This window comes from Streptomyces sp. AM 4-1-1, from assembly GCF_029167625.1.
Classification (GTDB): Bacteria; Actinomycetota; Actinomycetes; order Streptomycetales; family Streptomycetaceae; genus Streptomyces.
The window spans coordinates 5,579,541-5,593,819 of record NZ_CP119145.1 but is presented as its reverse complement, the minus strand read 5'-3'; the positions used below and the strand labels follow the sequence as shown (position 1 = coordinate 5,593,819).

Genomic DNA, 14,279 nt, shown 5'->3' with positions numbered 1-14,279 from the left:
GGACGGATCGTCATGCGAACGGGCGGGTGGCGGACCCCCTTCCGGTCCGCCACCCGCCCGTGGAACAACAGGTATGCGGGTCGTCAGTCGCCGATCAGCGCGTCGACGAACGCCTCGGGCTCGAACGGGGCGAGATCGTCCGGCCCCTCCCCCAGGCCCACCAGCTTCACCGGCACACCCAGCTCACGCTGGACGGCGATGACGATGCCGCCCTTGGCGGTGCCGTCCAGCTTCGTGAGCACGATGCCGGTGATCGCCACGACCTCGGCGAACACCCGCGCCTGCACCAGGCCGTTCTGCCCGGTCGTGGCGTCGAGCACCAGCAGGATCTCGTCGAGCGGGCCGTGCTTCTCGACGACCCGCTTGACCTTGCCCAGCTCGTCCATCAGACCGGTCTTGGTGTGCAGTCGGCCCGCGGTGTCGATGAGCACCACATCGGCGCCCGCGGCGATGCCCTCCTTCACCGCGTCGAAGGCGATCGACGCGGGGTCGCCGCCCTCGGGGCCGCGCACGGTCCGGGCACCGACCCGCTCGCCCCAGGTCTGGAGCTGGTCCGCGGCGGCGGCCCGGAAGGTGTCGGCCGCGCCGAGCACCACGCTGCGCCCGTCGGCGACGAGCACCCGGGCCAGCTTGCCGGTGGTGGTGGTCTTGCCGGTGCCGTTGACACCGACGACCATCACGACGCCGGGTGTGTCGGCGTCGCTCTCGGTCCTGACCGCACGGTCGAAGTCGGTGCCGAGCAGGGCGAGCAGTTCCTCGCGCAACAGGGCGCGCAGGTCCTCGGGGGTACGGGTGCCGAGGACGCGTACCCGCTCGCGCAGCCGCTCCACCAGCTCCTGGGTGGGGGCGACGCCGACGTCGGCGGTCAGGAGCGTGTCCTCGATCTCCTCCCAGGTGTCCTCGTCCAGGTGCTCGCGCGACAGGAGCGTGAGCAGCCCCTTGCCGAGGGAGTTCTGCGAGCGGGCGAGCCGGGCCCGGAGCCGTACCAGACGGCCCGCGGTGGGCTCGGGTACGTCGAGGACCACGGCTTCCGGTTCGACGAGGACCGGGGCACCCTCGACGGGGACCTCGGTGTCGGGGAGCTCGACCTCCTCGATGGTGCGGCGCGCTTCGTCGCGCGGTGTCTCGGCCTCCTCGCCGACACCGGGCTCGGCGGGAGGAGTGATGGTCGGCGTGCTCGACGGCGCCGAGGGCGGCAGCTGCTTCTTCTTGCGGCTGCTGACCACGAGCCCGCTGATCAGACCGACCGCGACCAGGGCGATGAATACAGCAAGGATGACGATTTCCATAACCCGTCCAGTATCGGCCACGGCCGTCGACATGGAACGTCCCCGGGGGAAGGCCCATGATCCGAACGGGCGTAATGCACCTTTTGGTGGCACATCCTCCGCTGCCCCGCGCCAGCGCCCAGCCGCGCCGGACGGGCCGGCCGGGACCCCGGCGCGGGTGAGGGATCAGCCCATCTCCTCCAGGGTCTTGCCCTTGGTCTCCCGCACGAACTTGAGCACGAAGGGGATCGAGAGCACCGCGAAGAAGGTGTAGATCATGTAGGTGGCCGAAAGGTTCCATTCGGACAGGCTCGGGAAGCTCGCGGTGATCGCCCAGTTGGCGATCCACTGCGCGGACGCGGCGACACCGAGTGCGGCGGCGCGCAGCCGGTTCGGGAACATCTCACCGAGGAAGACCCAGACCACGACGCCCCACGACAGGGCGAAGAACAGTACGAAGACATGGGCGGCGATCAGCGCGACGACACCCTGGGTGTTGGGGAGTTTCCCGTCGACCAGATCGGCGGAGAAGGCCCACGCCTCGAAGGCCAGGGCGATCGCCATACCGGTGGAGCCGACCAGGGCGAGCGGACGGCGGCCCACCCGGTCGACCAGGACGATGGCGATCACCGTACCGATGATGTTGATGATCGAGGTGGTGAAGGAGTAGAAGAACGAGTCGGACGGGTCGATGCCCACGGACTGCCAGAGCGTCGCCGAGTAGTAGAACGCCACGTTGATGCCGACGAGCTGCTGGAACACCGACAGGCCGATGCCCACCCAGACGATCGGCAGGAAGCCGAAGCGGCTGCCCAGCAGGTCCTTGAAGGACGACTTGTGCTCGCGGTGCATGGCGGTGCGGATCTCCTCCACCCGGGCGTCGAGGTCGATCTTCTCGCCCTCGACCTCGGAGAGGATCTTCTTCGCCCGGTCGGCCTTGCCCACGGAGATGAGGAAGCGCGGCGACTCGGGGATCGCCAGCGAGAGCAGCCCGTACAGCACGGCGGGGACGACCATCACGCCGAGCATGACCTGCCAGGCTTCCAGGCCCATCAGCTTGCCGCGCTGGTCGCCGTCGGCGGCGTTCAGGATGCCCCAGTTGACCAGCTGCGACACGGCGATGCCGATGACGATCGCGCCCTGCTGGAAGGACCCGAGCCGGCCCCGGTAGGCGGGCGGGGAGACCTCCGCGATGTAGGCGGGGCCGATCACCGAGGCCATTCCGATGGCGAAGCCGCCGATGACGCGCCAGATGGCCAGGTCCCAGAGGGCGAACGGCAGCGCGGAGCCGACCGCGCTGATCGTGAACAGGGTGGCCGCGATCTGCATGCAGCGGATTCGGCCGATCCGGTCGGCGATCCGGCCCGCCACCGCGGCGCCGATGGCGCAGCCGATCAGTGCGATGGCGATGACCTGCGCGAGGGTGGCGGAGCCGACGTCGTACCGGTCCCGGATCGCCTCGACCGCGCCGTTGATCACGGAACTGTCGTAACCGAAGAGGAAGCCGCCCATCGCCGCGGCGGCCGTGATGAAGATGACATGGCCGAGGTGGTCCGGATGGGCCGCTCGGGCCGCGGAATCCGGCGACTGCGAGGTACTGCTCACGTGAACTCCTGATGCCTGGCCGCGTCGTCAGGCGTGGGGGGCGAACTCTTCCAGTGGCGCACAACTTCACGCCCGCCACCACGTGAAGCCGGGCCGGTCCGGAGGGAGAACACGCGTTCACAACTCGACGGCACATGGTGATCAGGTGCAGTCGTGTACCCGGAAAATCCACAGAGCCGCACGGACACCCGGATGATTGTGTGAAGAATCAGCGGAGGCGCTGGCTGATGACCTTGGAGACCCCGTCGCCCTGCATCGACACCCCGTACAGCGCGTCGGCGACCTCCATCGTCCGCTTCTGATGCGTGATCACGATGAGCTGGGAACTCTCCTGGAGCTCCGCCATGATCCGGATCAGCCGCTGGAGATTGGTGTCGTCGAGCGCGGCCTCGACCTCGTCCATCACGTAGAACGGACTCGGTCTGGCCTTGAAGATCGACACCAGCAGCGCCACCGCCGTCAGCGACCGCTCGCCGCCCGAGAGCAGGGACAGCCGCTTCACCTTCTTGCCGGGCGGCCGGGCCTCGACGTCCACGCCGGTCGCGAGCATGTTGCCCGGTTCGGTGAGCACGAGCCGCCCCTCGCCGCCCGGGAAGAGCCGTGAGAAGACGCCTTCGAACTCGCGGGCGGTGTCCCGGTACGCCTCTGTGAACACCTGCTCGACCCGCTCGTCGACGTCCTTGATCACCTGCATCAGATCGGCCCGGGTCTTCTTCAGGTCCTCCAACTGCTCGGAGAGGAACTGATGCCGTTCCTCCAGCGCGGAGAACTCCTCAAGGGCGAGCGGATTCACCTTTCCGAGCTGTTGGTACGCCCGTTCGGCCGATCGCAGCCGCTTCTCCTGCTCGTCCCTGACGAACGGCCTCGGACGGTTACGGGGGTGCTCCGGGTCCTCCGGCAGTTCCTCGCCCTCGGCGGCGGGCGACGGCGGCACGGGCTGGTCGGGGCCGTACTCGGCGGCCAACGCGGCCGGCTCGACACCCAGTTCCTCCAGCGCCTTCGCCTCCAGCTGCTCCATCCGCAGCCGCTTCTCCGCGCCCAGCACCTCACCCCGGTGGACGGAATCGGTCAGCTTGTCCAGCTCGCCCGCCAGCTCCCGGCCCCGGTTCCGCTCGGCCGCCAGCTCGCGCTCGCGTTCACCCTTCGCCGCCTCCGCGGACGCGCGCTCCTCCTCGGCCCGTACGACGGAGACCTCCACATGGGCGAGGAGCTGGCGCGCTCCGGAGGCGACGGCGGACGCCACTTCCGCCTCGTGCCGCAGCCGGGCACGGCGCCGCTCCGCACGGGCACGGGCCTCCCGCTCGGCGCGCGCCCCCCGGTCGAGGGAGTCGGCGCGGCCCGCGAGCCCCTTGACGCGCTCCTCATGGGTACGGACCTGGAGACGCGCCTCCATCTCGGTCTGGCGGGCGTTGGCCCCGTCGGCCGCGAGCCGGTCCCGTACGGCGGTGTCCGGCTCCTCGTCCCCGCTCTCCCCGAACGGGGACGCCTCCTCGGCGACGAGAAGGCGTTCGGCGAACTCCTCCGCCTCAGCGGTGGCCCGCTCCAGGGCCTCCTGGGCACGGGCGGCGGAGGCGGTCGCGCGCTCGGCCTCCCCGGCGGCGCCCCTGGCCTGCCCGGCGAGCCGCCCGAGCTGCTGGGCCACCCCGGACTTCTCCCGCTCGGCGGCCCGCCGCCGCTCCCCCAGCTCCTCGACCCGCGCGGTGCGCTCGGCGCGCAGCTCCTCGGCGACGCGCTGGGCCTCGGCCAGTTCCTCGCACCGTACGGCCAGCTCCGCCAGCTCGGCCGCGGCCTCGTCGACGGAGGCCCGCACCTCCAGGAGGCTGGGCGCCCCGGCGGACCCGCCGTGCGCGAAGTGCGCGCCGAGCACATCGCCCTCGTCGGTGACCGCGATCAGCTCGGGGTGTACGGAGACGAGATCCTCGGCGTCCTCCAGCGTGGGGACGACCACCATGCCCGCGACCAGCCGCCGTACGGAGCCCATCAGCTGGCGCGGCCCGCGCACCAGGTCGGCCACGACGGGCGGCGCTCCCGGCACGGCCGGGGAATCCACGGCCGGGGCGCCCGTCGTGGCCGGAGGATGCGAGACCGGGGAGTCCATGGCCGGGGAGTCCATGGCCGGGGCGCCCGTCACCGAAGGGGCCGTGGCCGAGGAATCCATGGCATGGACGTCCCCGCCCGGGAGGTCCCTCGCCGTCGCCGCCCCGCCCATCAGCAGTGTGGCGCGCCCCGCGTCCTGTTTGCGCAGCAGCCTGATCGCGTTCGCCGCCGTCACCGGGTCCGCCACCGCGACGGCGTCCGCCGCGACGCCCAGCGCCGCCGCCACGGCGAGTTCGTGGCCCGGGACCACCGTGAGCAGTTCCGCGGCCGGGCCGAGCAGCCCGGAGAGCCGGTCCCGGGCGCCGAGCAGGGCTCCCGTACCGTCCTTGCGGCGCAGGCCCAGCGCCAGTGCCTCGTGGCGGGCCGCGACCGCCGCCCGCCGGCGTTCGGCGGCGGTGGACGTCTCGCGGGCGGCGGCCAGTGCCGTGTCCGCGTCGGCCAGTTCCCGCTTGACCCGATCGTGCCGCAGCGCCAGCTCCGCGTCGTCCGCGTCGAGTCCGTCGACCTCGGATTTGAGCTGTTCGTACTCCCCCTGGGCGGCGGCCGCCCGGCCGCGCGCCTCGTCCCGGGCCTGCGCCAGCCGGTCGATCTCCGCCTGGGCCGAGCCCGCCCGGCCGCGGGCCGCGTTGACCTGGCCGGTCAGCCGGGCCAGCCCCTCACGCCGGTCCGCGATGGCCCGGGCGACGTCCTTCAGTCTGCGTTCCTCGGCCGCCAGCTCCCGTTCCAGCTCGGCCCGGTGGGACGCGGTGTCCTCCAGCGCGTGTTCCGCCGCCGCCAGGGCCGCGACCAGTTCGGCCTCCTGCTCACGGACCCGGGCGGCCTCGCGTTCCATGTCCTCGGGGTCCCGGCCGCGCCGCTCCTCCTCCGGGGCGTTCACCGCGCTCTTCACCCGGGCGTCGGCCAGCGAGACCGTGCCCCGTACCCGCTCGGCGAGCTGCGACAGCTCGTACCACGTCTGCTGGGCCCTTCGCAGCCGGGGCGCCAGTCGTCCGACCGCGTCCTCCAGCCCCGCCTCACGTGCCAGGGCCGCCTTGAGCTCGGCCTCCGCGGCTTCCTTGCGCCGCTTCAGTTCGGCCTCGTCGGCGATCTCGGCGCGCAGCGCCTCGCGCAGCCGCACGAGGTCGTCGGCGAGCAGCCGCAGCCGTGCGTCACGCAGGTCCGCCTGGATGACGGCCGCCCGCCGCGCCACGGCGGCCTGCCTGCCGAGCGGTTTCAGCTGCCGCCGCAGTTCGTCCGTGAGGTCCTGCACGCGCGCCAGATTGGCCCGCATCGCGTCGAGTTTCCGCAGAGCCTTCTCTTTCCGCTTGCGGTGCTTGAGCACCCCGGCGGCTTCCTCGATGAACGCGCGGCGTCCCATCGGGTCGGCGTGCAGTACGGAGTCCAGCTGGCCCTGCCCGACGATCACATGCATCTCGCGGCCGATACCGGAGTCCGAGAGGAGTTCCTGGATGTCGAGCAGCCGACAGGTGTCACCGTTGATCTGGTACTCGCTGCCGCCGTTGCGGAACATGATCCGGGTGAGGGTGACCTCGGCGTACTCGATGGGCAGCGCGCCGTCGGAGTTGTCGATGGTGAGTGACACCTCAGCCCGCCCGAGCGGTGGCCGCCCGGTGGTTCCGGCGAAGATCACGTCCTCCATCTTGCCGCCGCGCAGCGTCTTGGCCCCCTGCTCGCCCATGACCCAGGAGAGGGCGTCCACCACATTGGACTTGCCGGACCCGTTGGGGCCGACGACACAGGTGATCCCTGGTTCGAACCGCAGCGTCGTGGCGGAGGCGAATGATTTGAAACCACGGAGGGTCAGGGCCTTGAGGTGCACGCGGCCGGACTCTACCTTTCACTCTCGGTTTCACCGTTGAAGGCGCAGGGCACATCAGACGGTAAGGGAAAGGCGGTACGCGCGAATGCGCGCGGACCGGCGGCCGGAGGGGAACCGGGCCCCGGCGGCCGGGGCGGAAAAGAAAGAAGGGACGCCGAAGCGTCCCTTGCAAATCCTGCGCATAGGATCAAGAGCACCGAAGTCCGGCGATCGACGGTTCGGTGTTGAACCGAGAGTGCACAGCGGCTGACGCCGACCGTCCGTCGGCCCCTGTCGGGGCCCGCCGGATCAGGTGAGCGCCGGCTCCGCGCGGGGCACGTCGATGCCGATGCTGTCGAGCAGCGACTCCTGGTGCTGAGCGGCGGCGTTCAGCGCGTCGTTCTCGTCCTGAATCCGTACGAGCTCTGATTCGAGATCCTGGACACGCTGCTGGAGCCGTCGCATCTCGGCGAGGAGTCGCGGGTCGGAACCGCCGACATAACCGAGAAGCGCCTTTGCCATGATGAATGGTCCTCCACACTGATGACCGACCGAAGCGGTGGGGGTCGTGAGGGAATCGCACCCGCGGTGCTCAGCAGTGCTGCGTACTTCTGCACTGTCTTCACTGCGGTTCTGCTGCCAACAGCGCTGCCGAACAGCTGGGGTGCGCGGGGTTTTCAGCGTCTCACCAAAAAGTTTGACGGTCAACACGATCACACCCCATGGAGGCGGGTGTCCCGGGGGCGCGCGGCCCGACGATCATGCGGCGCGGCTCTCCTGCGGGATTCCGGGGGCGTGGGGATCACCCCTATCGGCGCAGCCTGGCACGGGAACCGATTCTTGGCAACTACCAGGTCACTTCCGGTGCGGGCCCCGGTCGGACCGGGTCCGCCACCCCGCCCGGCCAGGCGGGCACGGGCGGGATCGGGCACGTCGTCAGCGGATCGCGAAGCCGTCGTATCCGCCACGGGGCGTGTCCCAGATCTCACTGACTCCGTCGACCCGTCCGGGTGTGTCGTCGGACCGCAGCCATTCCAGCAGGCGTCGGCAGCCCTCATGTGGCCCCTCCGCCACGACCTGCACCCTGCCGTCCTCCAGATTGACGGCGAAACCGACGAGACCGCCGATCTCCAGGGCCCTCGCCCTGGTGAACCAGCGGAAGCCCACTCCCTGCACCCGCCCGCGCACCCACGCGGTGAGTCGTGCGTCTTCATTCATGGGAGCACGCTAACCGGCCAATTCCCCAGGGAGCACTTCCGCCCCATACGTCATGGCGTACAGTCCCGTCGAAATGAGTCTCACCCGATCGGGTGAGGGCCATTGGGACGATGTCCCATGACGCCGAGAGCATGAGAAAGGCACAGCAGATGGGACGCCATCGCCGCTCCGCCGAGGGTTCCCCCGCGCACCCGGTTCGTGACGACGGTACGGACGAGGCGTCCCGCCCGCAGGACCGGGGCGCCCGCCGGAGGAAGCGCGCGGCGGTGCCCGTACGCTCCGGGCTGCTCGGCGCCTCGGCCGCGATGGCGGTCGGCGCGGTCGCGGTCGCCTCCGGTCTGCTGCCGGGCGGCGACATCTACGCCATGGGCGGTGCGCCCGCCGACCAGGTGCGCTCGCAGGATTCGGGCGACCTCGACGCGCAGGGCGGCTCCCAGGACCGGCCGTCGACCGGGCGGGGCCCCGACGGGGCGTCGGCGAGCCGCGGCAACGAGCGCACCGGAGCACCGACGAGGTCCGCCTCCGGAACTCCCGCCGCGCCCTCCGCGTCGGTCGGCGCCCGGTCGGGCACGGAGGGCTCCCCGAAGGCGTCGACGGCCCCCTCGGCCACGGCCGGTGAGGGCGCGGGCGCCCCGGTCGGAACGGCGACACCCTCGCAGCCGGCCCGCACCCCGACGCCCCAGGCGTTCGCCCCTCCCGCCGACTCCGCCCCGCAGGCGGCCGTGCTCGCCCTGGTGAACCAGGAACGCGCGAAGGCCGGCTGCGACCCGGTGCACGCGAACGCCGCCCTGGCATCACTCGCGCAGGCGTTCAGCGAGGACATGGCCGCCCGGAACTTCTTCGACCACACCGACCCCGACGGGGCAACACCCTGGGACCGCGCCACCAAGGCGGGCGTGCGGGGACTCGGCGGCGAGAACATCGCCCGCGGCCAGGCCGACGCCCAGACGGTCATGAACTCCTGGATGGCCAGCGAAGGCCACCGGGCGAACATCCTGAACTGCGACTACAAGACGCTCGGCGTGGGAGTGCACTTCGGCACCGGCGGCCCGTGGTGGACGCAGGACTTCGGGTTCTGAGCGCGCCGGGCCCGGAGCATGGACCGGCCCGGGCCGGGGCTACGCCTCCGCGCGCGGCGGACGCTGGCAGCGGGGGCAGAAGTAGCTGGACCTGTTCATCCACGGGCGGCGCCGCATCGCCGTGCCGCAGCGGTGGCAGGGCTCGTCCTCCCGGCCGTAGGCGTCGAGGGACCGGTCGAAGTACCCGGACTCGCCGTTCACATTGACGTACAGGCTGTCGAAACTGGTGCCGCCCTGACCGAGTGCCGCGGTCATCACGTCCCGGACGTGGCCGAGGAGTTCGACGGATCTGGGGCGGGGCAGGGTCGCGGTCGGCCGGTCGTAGTGCAGCCTGGCGCGCCACAGCGCCTCGTCCGCGTAGATGTTGCCGACCCCGCTGATCAGCGACTGGTCGAGCAGGGCCCGCTTGACCGTCGTACGGCGCAGTCGCAGCGCCGTGTGGAACGCCGCGTCGTCGAAGGCCGGGTCGAGGGGGTCGCGGGCGATGTGCGCGATGGTGTCGGGCAGACCGTCGGCGGTGTTCTCGTGCAGGGAGAGCCCGCCGAACGTCCGCTGGTCGACGAACCGCAGCTCGGTGCCGAGCGCGTCGTCGAAGCGGATTCGCACCCGCAGGTGCTTCTCGTCGGGGGCCGAACGTGGCTGTACGAGCAGCTGGCCGCTCATGCCCAGGTGGCCGAGGAGCGAGGTGTTCACGTCGTCGAGCGGCACCCAGAGGTATTTGCCGCGTCGCATGGCCGTGCCGAAGCGGTGGCCCCGCAGCCGGGCCGTGAAGTCCACACCGCCCGCGAGGTGGCGGCGGACCGCCCGCGGGTGCAGGACCTCGACCTCGGTGACGGTGCGGCCGGTGACCCAGCGTTCGAGGCCACGCCGGACCACTTCGACCTCGGGCAGCTCGGGCACGGCGACGCTCCTGGGGCTCGGGGGATGTGGGGCGGGAACGGCCCCGGACAGGGAGAACCCCCCGGTGCGCGTGGCACCGGGGGGTTTCCCGGGGTCAGGCCGGAGTGGCGTCCGTGGACGGCTCGGGGTCGCCAGGGGTGTCGGCGCCCCCTGCGTCGGCGGTGGTGTCGGCCACCGCCTCCCGTGCCTCCGCGGCGGCGCTGATCTCGCGCCAGGCGGATTCCGCCGCCTGCTGCTCCGCTTCCTTTTTGCTGCGGCCGGTGCCGGTGCCGTACGAGACACCACCGACGCGAGCGGCAGCAGTAAAGGTCTTCTCGTGGTCCGGGCCGGTCTCCGTGACGAGGTACTCGGGGACTCCGAGGCTCTCGCTCGCGGTGAGTTCCTGGAGGCTGGTCTTCCAGTCCAGGCCGGCACCGAGGTTCGAGGACCTGTCGATCAGCGGGTCGAAGAGCCGGTGGACCAGCTCCGAGGCCGCTTCCAGGCCCTGATCGAGATAGACCGCGCCGATCACCGCTTCAAGGGTGTCGGCGAGGATGGACGCCTTGTCCCTGCCACCCGTGCCCTCTTCACCACGGCCGAGCCGGATGAAGGAGCCGAGTTCGAGGCCGCGGCCCACTTCCGCAAGCGCACGCGAGTTGACCACCGCGGCCCGCAACTTGGCCAGCTGGCCTTCGGGCAGGTCGGGGTGGGTGCTGTACAGCGTGTCCGTGACCACCAGGCCGAGCACGGAATCCCCGAGGAATTCCAGCCGCTCGTTGGTGGGCAGACCGCCGTTCTCGTACGCGTACGAACGATGGGTCAGCGCACGTACCAGAAGGGCGGACTCGAGGTGGTACCCGAGCCGCCCTTCCAGAAGCGTGTGGGACGAGGCTGTGTTGACGTTGTCTGCCTGCTTCTTGGCTTGGGACAACTCAGACATCGGGCCTCTCACCAGCCGCTCAGACCTCGAGGACCTGGCGCTTGTTGTACGTGCCGCAGCTCGGGCACGCGATGTGCTGCAGCTTCGGCTCCTGGCAACGCTCGCACGAAACCAGAGTGGGGACCGCAGCCTTCCACTGCGACCGGCGGTGGCGCGTGTTGCTGCGCGACATCTTCCGCTTCGGAACAGCCACGGCTACTTCTCCTGCTTCTCGTCGACGCCCGCTTCGGCGCCGCCCATGTTGTCCTTCTCGCCGTCCTGATCGGTCTCGGCGAGTCCTTGCAATGCCGCCCAACGAGGGTCGAGGGCATCGTGGTGGTGGTCCGGGTTCTCGTCCAGCCTGGCCCCGCATTCGGAACACAGACCGGCACAGGACTCCCGGCACACCGGCTGCAGCGGAAGTGCGAGCACCACCGCGTCACGCAGCACGGGTTCGAGGTCGAACAAGCCGTCCTCGAGGAAGTACCTGTCCTCGTCGTCCTCGGCGTCGTCGGCCGGGTCCGCCGCTTTGCCACGGCCCCGGTCATCGGCGTCAGGGTACGAGAACATCTCCTGGAAGTCCGCTGCGACCTTGAGGCGCAACGGCTCCAGACACCTTACGCACTCCCCCTCGGCCGATGCACGGGCGGTGCCCGTGACGAGCACCCCTTCCATGACCGACTCAAGACGGAGGTCGAGCTCCACGGGCGCGCCTTCCGGCACACCGATGACATCGGCGATACCGAGGTCCTTGGGTGCCTCCACCGAGCGGGTGAGCCGCTTGAGGGCACCGGGACGCCGCCCCAGCTCTCGTGTGTCGAACACGAGGGGGTTGCGGTGGTCGAGGTGGCCGTTCAGGGCGTCTCCTGCTTTCGGATCGTGTGCGGTGTGGGAGGGCCGGCCGATTCGGAGTCGAAGCGGGCAGCCGGGATCGCGGACATACGGGCGACCGAAGAGCCAGGATACTGGACGCCCCGCCCAGCTCCCAATCCGGTCCGTTCCGGTCGGTCAGCGCTCCTGCTCGTACCGGCGCAGCTGCTCCAGATCGATCATGCTCGTGTCGAACAGACTGGTCTCGTCGAGCGCGCTCTCGCCCTGCGGGAACGGCTGCGGCGGGTGGGGTGGCAGCGGGGGCTGCTGCTGCCAGCCGTACTCCTGCTCCGGCGCCGGCTCCTGGGGGTGGTACTGCTCGTGCTGCTGCCCGTGCGCCTGCTCGGGGAACTGCCCGTGCCCGCCCTGCTCGTAGCCCTGCTGCTGGTAGCCGCTGTACGGGTCCGGCTGCTGGTAGCCATACCCGTCCTGGTGGGGCTGGTCCTGGTACGCGTACGTCTGCGCGTACTGGGGCTGGGCCTGGGCCGGGATCGGATCGGGCGCCGGGTACTGCGGCCGGGACCCCGGGCGCGACGGCTCCGGGGAGATCTCCGCGAGGCCCGCCAGATAGTCGGCGTCACTGGTGTGACCGCTCCGGCCGCCGGCCGCGTCCTGCGCGGCCATGTGCGCCCCGAGGTCGTCGGACGCGACCCGGCCCTGGAGCTTCTGACGGCCCCTGCCGACCGCTTCCAGGGTCTTGGCGAGCACGGCCTCGAAGGCTCCGAGCTTGGTGTCGACGTACTCGTCGGCCCGCCGCTGGAGCGTGCCGGGATCGGTGCTGCGCTCGGGGGCCTCGGCGAAGTCCGGGTCCTCGTGCCCCCGGCCGTCGAGCCCCTGGCCGCGGCCGAGGAGCTTCTCACGGCCCCGGTCGACGGAACCGATGGTCTTGGTGAGGACGACCTCGAAGTTGGCGAGCTTGCTGTCGACGTACTCGTCGGCCTCGGTGCGGATCTCGTCGGCCTCCCTGCGGGCCTCGGCGAGGATGCGGTCGGCCTCGTCCTGGGACCGCCGGGCGATCTCGGTGTCGGAGACCAGCGTGCCCCGCTGGGCCCGCGCGGACTCGATGATCCGCTCGGCCTCCTGGCGGGCCTGCTCGACGAGCTGTTCCCGGCCGCCGATGAGCTCTTCGGCGTGGGCCAGCGAGCCGGGCAGTGCGTCCCGCACCTCTGCGAGCATGGCGAGCAGTTCGGCGCGGTTGACCACGCACGAGGCCGACATGGGCATGGACCGGGCGCTGCCGACCGTGTCGACGATCTCGTCGAGCTTCTTCTGCACGTCCACCGTGTGCTCGCCACTCTCTGCTGCTGTTGGAGACGGACGGGACGACTGTAAGGCCAGTCGCGCCCCGTCCGACACCCGCTGACGGGGCGTCAGCCGGTCACCGTTCGCCGAGCCTGGCCAGAAGCGCGGTGTGGACCTCCGGGGGCAGCAGGTGCGAGACGTCACCACCCCAGGTGGCGACCTCCTTGACCAGTGAGGACGACAGGAAGCTGTAGGTGGGGTTGGTCGGCACGAAGAGTGTTTCGACACCGGACAGGCCGTTGTTCATCTGGGCCATCTGGAGCTCGTAGTCGAAGTCGCTGACGGCCCGCAGGCCCTTCACGATCGCCGGGATGTCCCGCTGTTTGCAGAAGTCGACCAGCAGCCCGTGGAAGGACTCGACCTCGACGTTGCCGAAGTCGGCGGTGGCCCCGCGGATCAGCTCCATCCGTTCGTCGACCGTGAACAGCCCTTTCTTGGACTGGTTGATCATCACCGCGACGTGTACGACGTCGTACAGCTTCGAGGCGCGGCCAATGATGTCGAGGTGTCCGTTGGTGATGGGGTCGAACGACCCCGGACAGACGGCGCGGCGCAAATCGAGTCCCTCGCTCTCCGGTCCGGTCATCGTGCGTCTTCGCACGTAAGGGCCGCGCGACCGTACCAAAGCGTCCCTTCGCCGTAGCGACGGGCCCGCAGTGGCTCGAATCCCCCGGGCCAGTTGAATTCTCCGCCTCTGGTGCTGCGTTCCACGGTGACGAGGGCGTCCTCCATGAGCCACCCCTGGGCACGGAGTGTGATCAGTATCTCGCGGAGATCGTCGTCGGTGACGGCGTACGGGGGGTCCAGGAACACCACGTCGTACGGGCCGTCGGGCGCCGGTCCCGTCACGATCTGTTCCGCTTTGCCGGTCCGGATCTCGGCGCCGGGCAGGCCGACCGCGCGGGCGTTGTCGCGGACGGTACGGCAGGCGCGGGCGTCGGCCTCGACGAGCAGGACGTGGGACGCGCCCCGGGAGAGCGCTTCGAGGCCGACGGCGCCCGAGCCGGCGTACAGATCGGCGACACGGATGCCCTCCAGGGTGCCGAGCAGGGCCTCCCAGGTGGAGAACAGCCCCTCACGCGCGCGGTCGGACGTGGGGCGGGTGCCGGTGCCTGGCGGGACGGCCAGGCGGCGTCCGCCGGCCGTGCCGGCGATCACGCGGGTCATGGGTGTCGGTCCTCGGGTCGGGGCGGCGCGCAGGGTGCTGCGGGCGCCGTGACACCCACGATATGGCGTCGGGTCGC

Annotated in this window: 13 protein-coding genes; 1 reads left to right on the top strand and 12 read right to left on the bottom strand. The window is 70.9% G+C overall.

Annotation, left to right across the window (positions count from 1 at the left end; translation table 11 throughout):
- Window positions 1–83: 83 nt before the first annotated feature.
- From ftsY to PZB75_RS23785, 5 genes are all read right to left on the bottom strand, one after another.
- Window positions 84–1,289 carry a signal recognition particle-docking protein FtsY gene (ftsY, locus tag PZB75_RS23805; RefSeq protein ID WP_275537326.1) on the bottom strand — a complete coding sequence of 402 codons (1,206 nt, stop codon included), beginning with the start codon at window positions 1,287–1,289 and terminating at the stop codon, window positions 84–86.
- A 165-nt stretch (window positions 1,290–1,454) separates the two neighbouring features.
- A complete protein-coding gene (locus tag PZB75_RS23800) occupies window positions 1,455–2,873 on the bottom strand; it encodes a sugar porter family MFS transporter (RefSeq protein WP_275537325.1) in 1,419 nt (472 codons plus the stop codon).
- 208 nt (window positions 2,874–3,081) lie between these two features.
- Window positions 3,082–6,789: an AAA family ATPase gene (locus PZB75_RS23795; protein WP_275537324.1), complete on the bottom strand. Its 3,708-nt coding sequence runs from the start codon at window positions 6,787–6,789 to the stop codon at window positions 3,082–3,084.
- Window positions 6,790–7,077: 288 nt separating this feature from the next.
- Complete coding sequence (locus PZB75_RS23790) at window positions 7,078–7,290, bottom strand: hypothetical protein (protein WP_275537323.1); 213 nt, start codon at window positions 7,288–7,290, stop codon at window positions 7,078–7,080.
- A gap of 414 nt (window positions 7,291–7,704) precedes the next feature.
- Window positions 7,705–7,986 (bottom strand): acylphosphatase, encoded by a 282-nt coding sequence (locus PZB75_RS23785; RefSeq protein WP_275537322.1) that lies wholly within the window; start codon window positions 7,984–7,986, stop codon window positions 7,705–7,707.
- Window positions 7,987–8,135: 149 nt separating this feature from the next.
- Here PZB75_RS23785 and PZB75_RS23780 point away from each other — a divergent pair, with 149 nt between their 5' ends.
- Window positions 8,136–9,065: a CAP domain-containing protein gene (locus tag PZB75_RS23780; protein WP_275538841.1), complete on the top strand. Its 930-nt coding sequence runs from the start codon at window positions 8,136–8,138 to the stop codon at window positions 9,063–9,065.
- A 39-nt stretch (window positions 9,066–9,104) separates the two neighbouring features.
- Here PZB75_RS23780 and mutM read toward each other — a convergent pair whose 3' ends face one another.
- The 7 genes from mutM to rsmD form a co-directional block, all read right to left on the bottom strand.
- Window positions 9,105–9,965 (bottom strand): bifunctional DNA-formamidopyrimidine glycosylase/DNA-(apurinic or apyrimidinic site) lyase, encoded by an 861-nt coding sequence (gene mutM, locus PZB75_RS23775; protein ID WP_275537321.1) that lies wholly within the window; start codon window positions 9,963–9,965, stop codon window positions 9,105–9,107.
- 94 nt (window positions 9,966–10,059) lie between these two features.
- On the bottom strand, window positions 10,060–10,884 hold the full coding sequence (gene rnc / locus PZB75_RS23770; protein ID WP_275537320.1) for a ribonuclease III: 825 nt from the start codon (window positions 10,882–10,884) through the stop codon (window positions 10,060–10,062).
- Between the two features lie 19 nt (window positions 10,885–10,903).
- Entirely contained in the window at window positions 10,904–11,077 is a 174-nt protein-coding gene (rpmF, locus tag PZB75_RS23765) for a 50S ribosomal protein L32 (RefSeq protein WP_003965982.1), read from the bottom strand.
- A 2-nt stretch (window positions 11,078–11,079) separates the two neighbouring features.
- The gene (locus PZB75_RS23760) at window positions 11,080–11,688 is read right to left on the bottom strand and encodes a DUF177 domain-containing protein (RefSeq protein WP_275537319.1); all 609 of its coding nucleotides are present in this window, start codon (window positions 11,686–11,688) and stop codon (window positions 11,080–11,082) included.
- Between the two features lie 183 nt (window positions 11,689–11,871).
- Entirely contained in the window at window positions 11,872–13,014 is a 1,143-nt protein-coding gene (locus PZB75_RS23755) for a cell division initiation protein (RefSeq protein WP_275537318.1), read from the bottom strand.
- 97 nt (window positions 13,015–13,111) lie between these two features.
- Window positions 13,112–13,591, bottom strand: coding sequence for a pantetheine-phosphate adenylyltransferase (coaD, locus tag PZB75_RS23750; RefSeq protein WP_275538840.1), 480 nt, complete (start codon window positions 13,589–13,591; stop codon window positions 13,112–13,114).
- Window positions 13,592–13,617: 26 nt separating this feature from the next.
- Window positions 13,618–14,202, bottom strand: coding sequence for a 16S rRNA (guanine(966)-N(2))-methyltransferase RsmD (gene rsmD / locus PZB75_RS23745; protein WP_275537317.1), 585 nt, complete (start codon window positions 14,200–14,202; stop codon window positions 13,618–13,620).
- Window positions 14,203–14,279: the final 77 nt, after the last annotated feature.

What these genes read in the sequence shown, in the direction of transcription:
- ftsY (WP_275537326.1), bottom strand. Translation starts at nt 1,289, where the DNA reads ATGGAAATCGTCATCCTTGCTGTATTCATCGCCCTGGTCGCGGTCGGT.
- PZB75_RS23780 (WP_275538841.1), top strand. Translation starts at nt 8,136, where the DNA reads ATGGGACGCCATCGCCGCTCCGCCGAGGGTTCCCCCGCGCACCCGGTT.
- PZB75_RS23790 (WP_275537323.1), bottom strand. Translation starts at nt 7,290, where the DNA reads ATGGCAAAGGCGCTTCTCGGTTATGTCGGCGGTTCCGACCCGCGACTC.
- rsmD (WP_275537317.1), bottom strand. Translation starts at nt 14,202, where the DNA reads ATGACCCGCGTGATCGCCGGCACGGCCGGCGGACGCCGCCTGGCCGTC.
- PZB75_RS23785 (WP_275537322.1), bottom strand. Translation starts at nt 7,986, where the DNA reads ATGAATGAAGACGCACGACTCACCGCGTGGGTGCGCGGGCGGGTGCAG.
- rnc (WP_275537320.1), bottom strand. Translation starts at nt 10,884, where the DNA reads ATGTCTGAGTTGTCCCAAGCCAAGAAGCAGGCAGACAACGTCAACACA.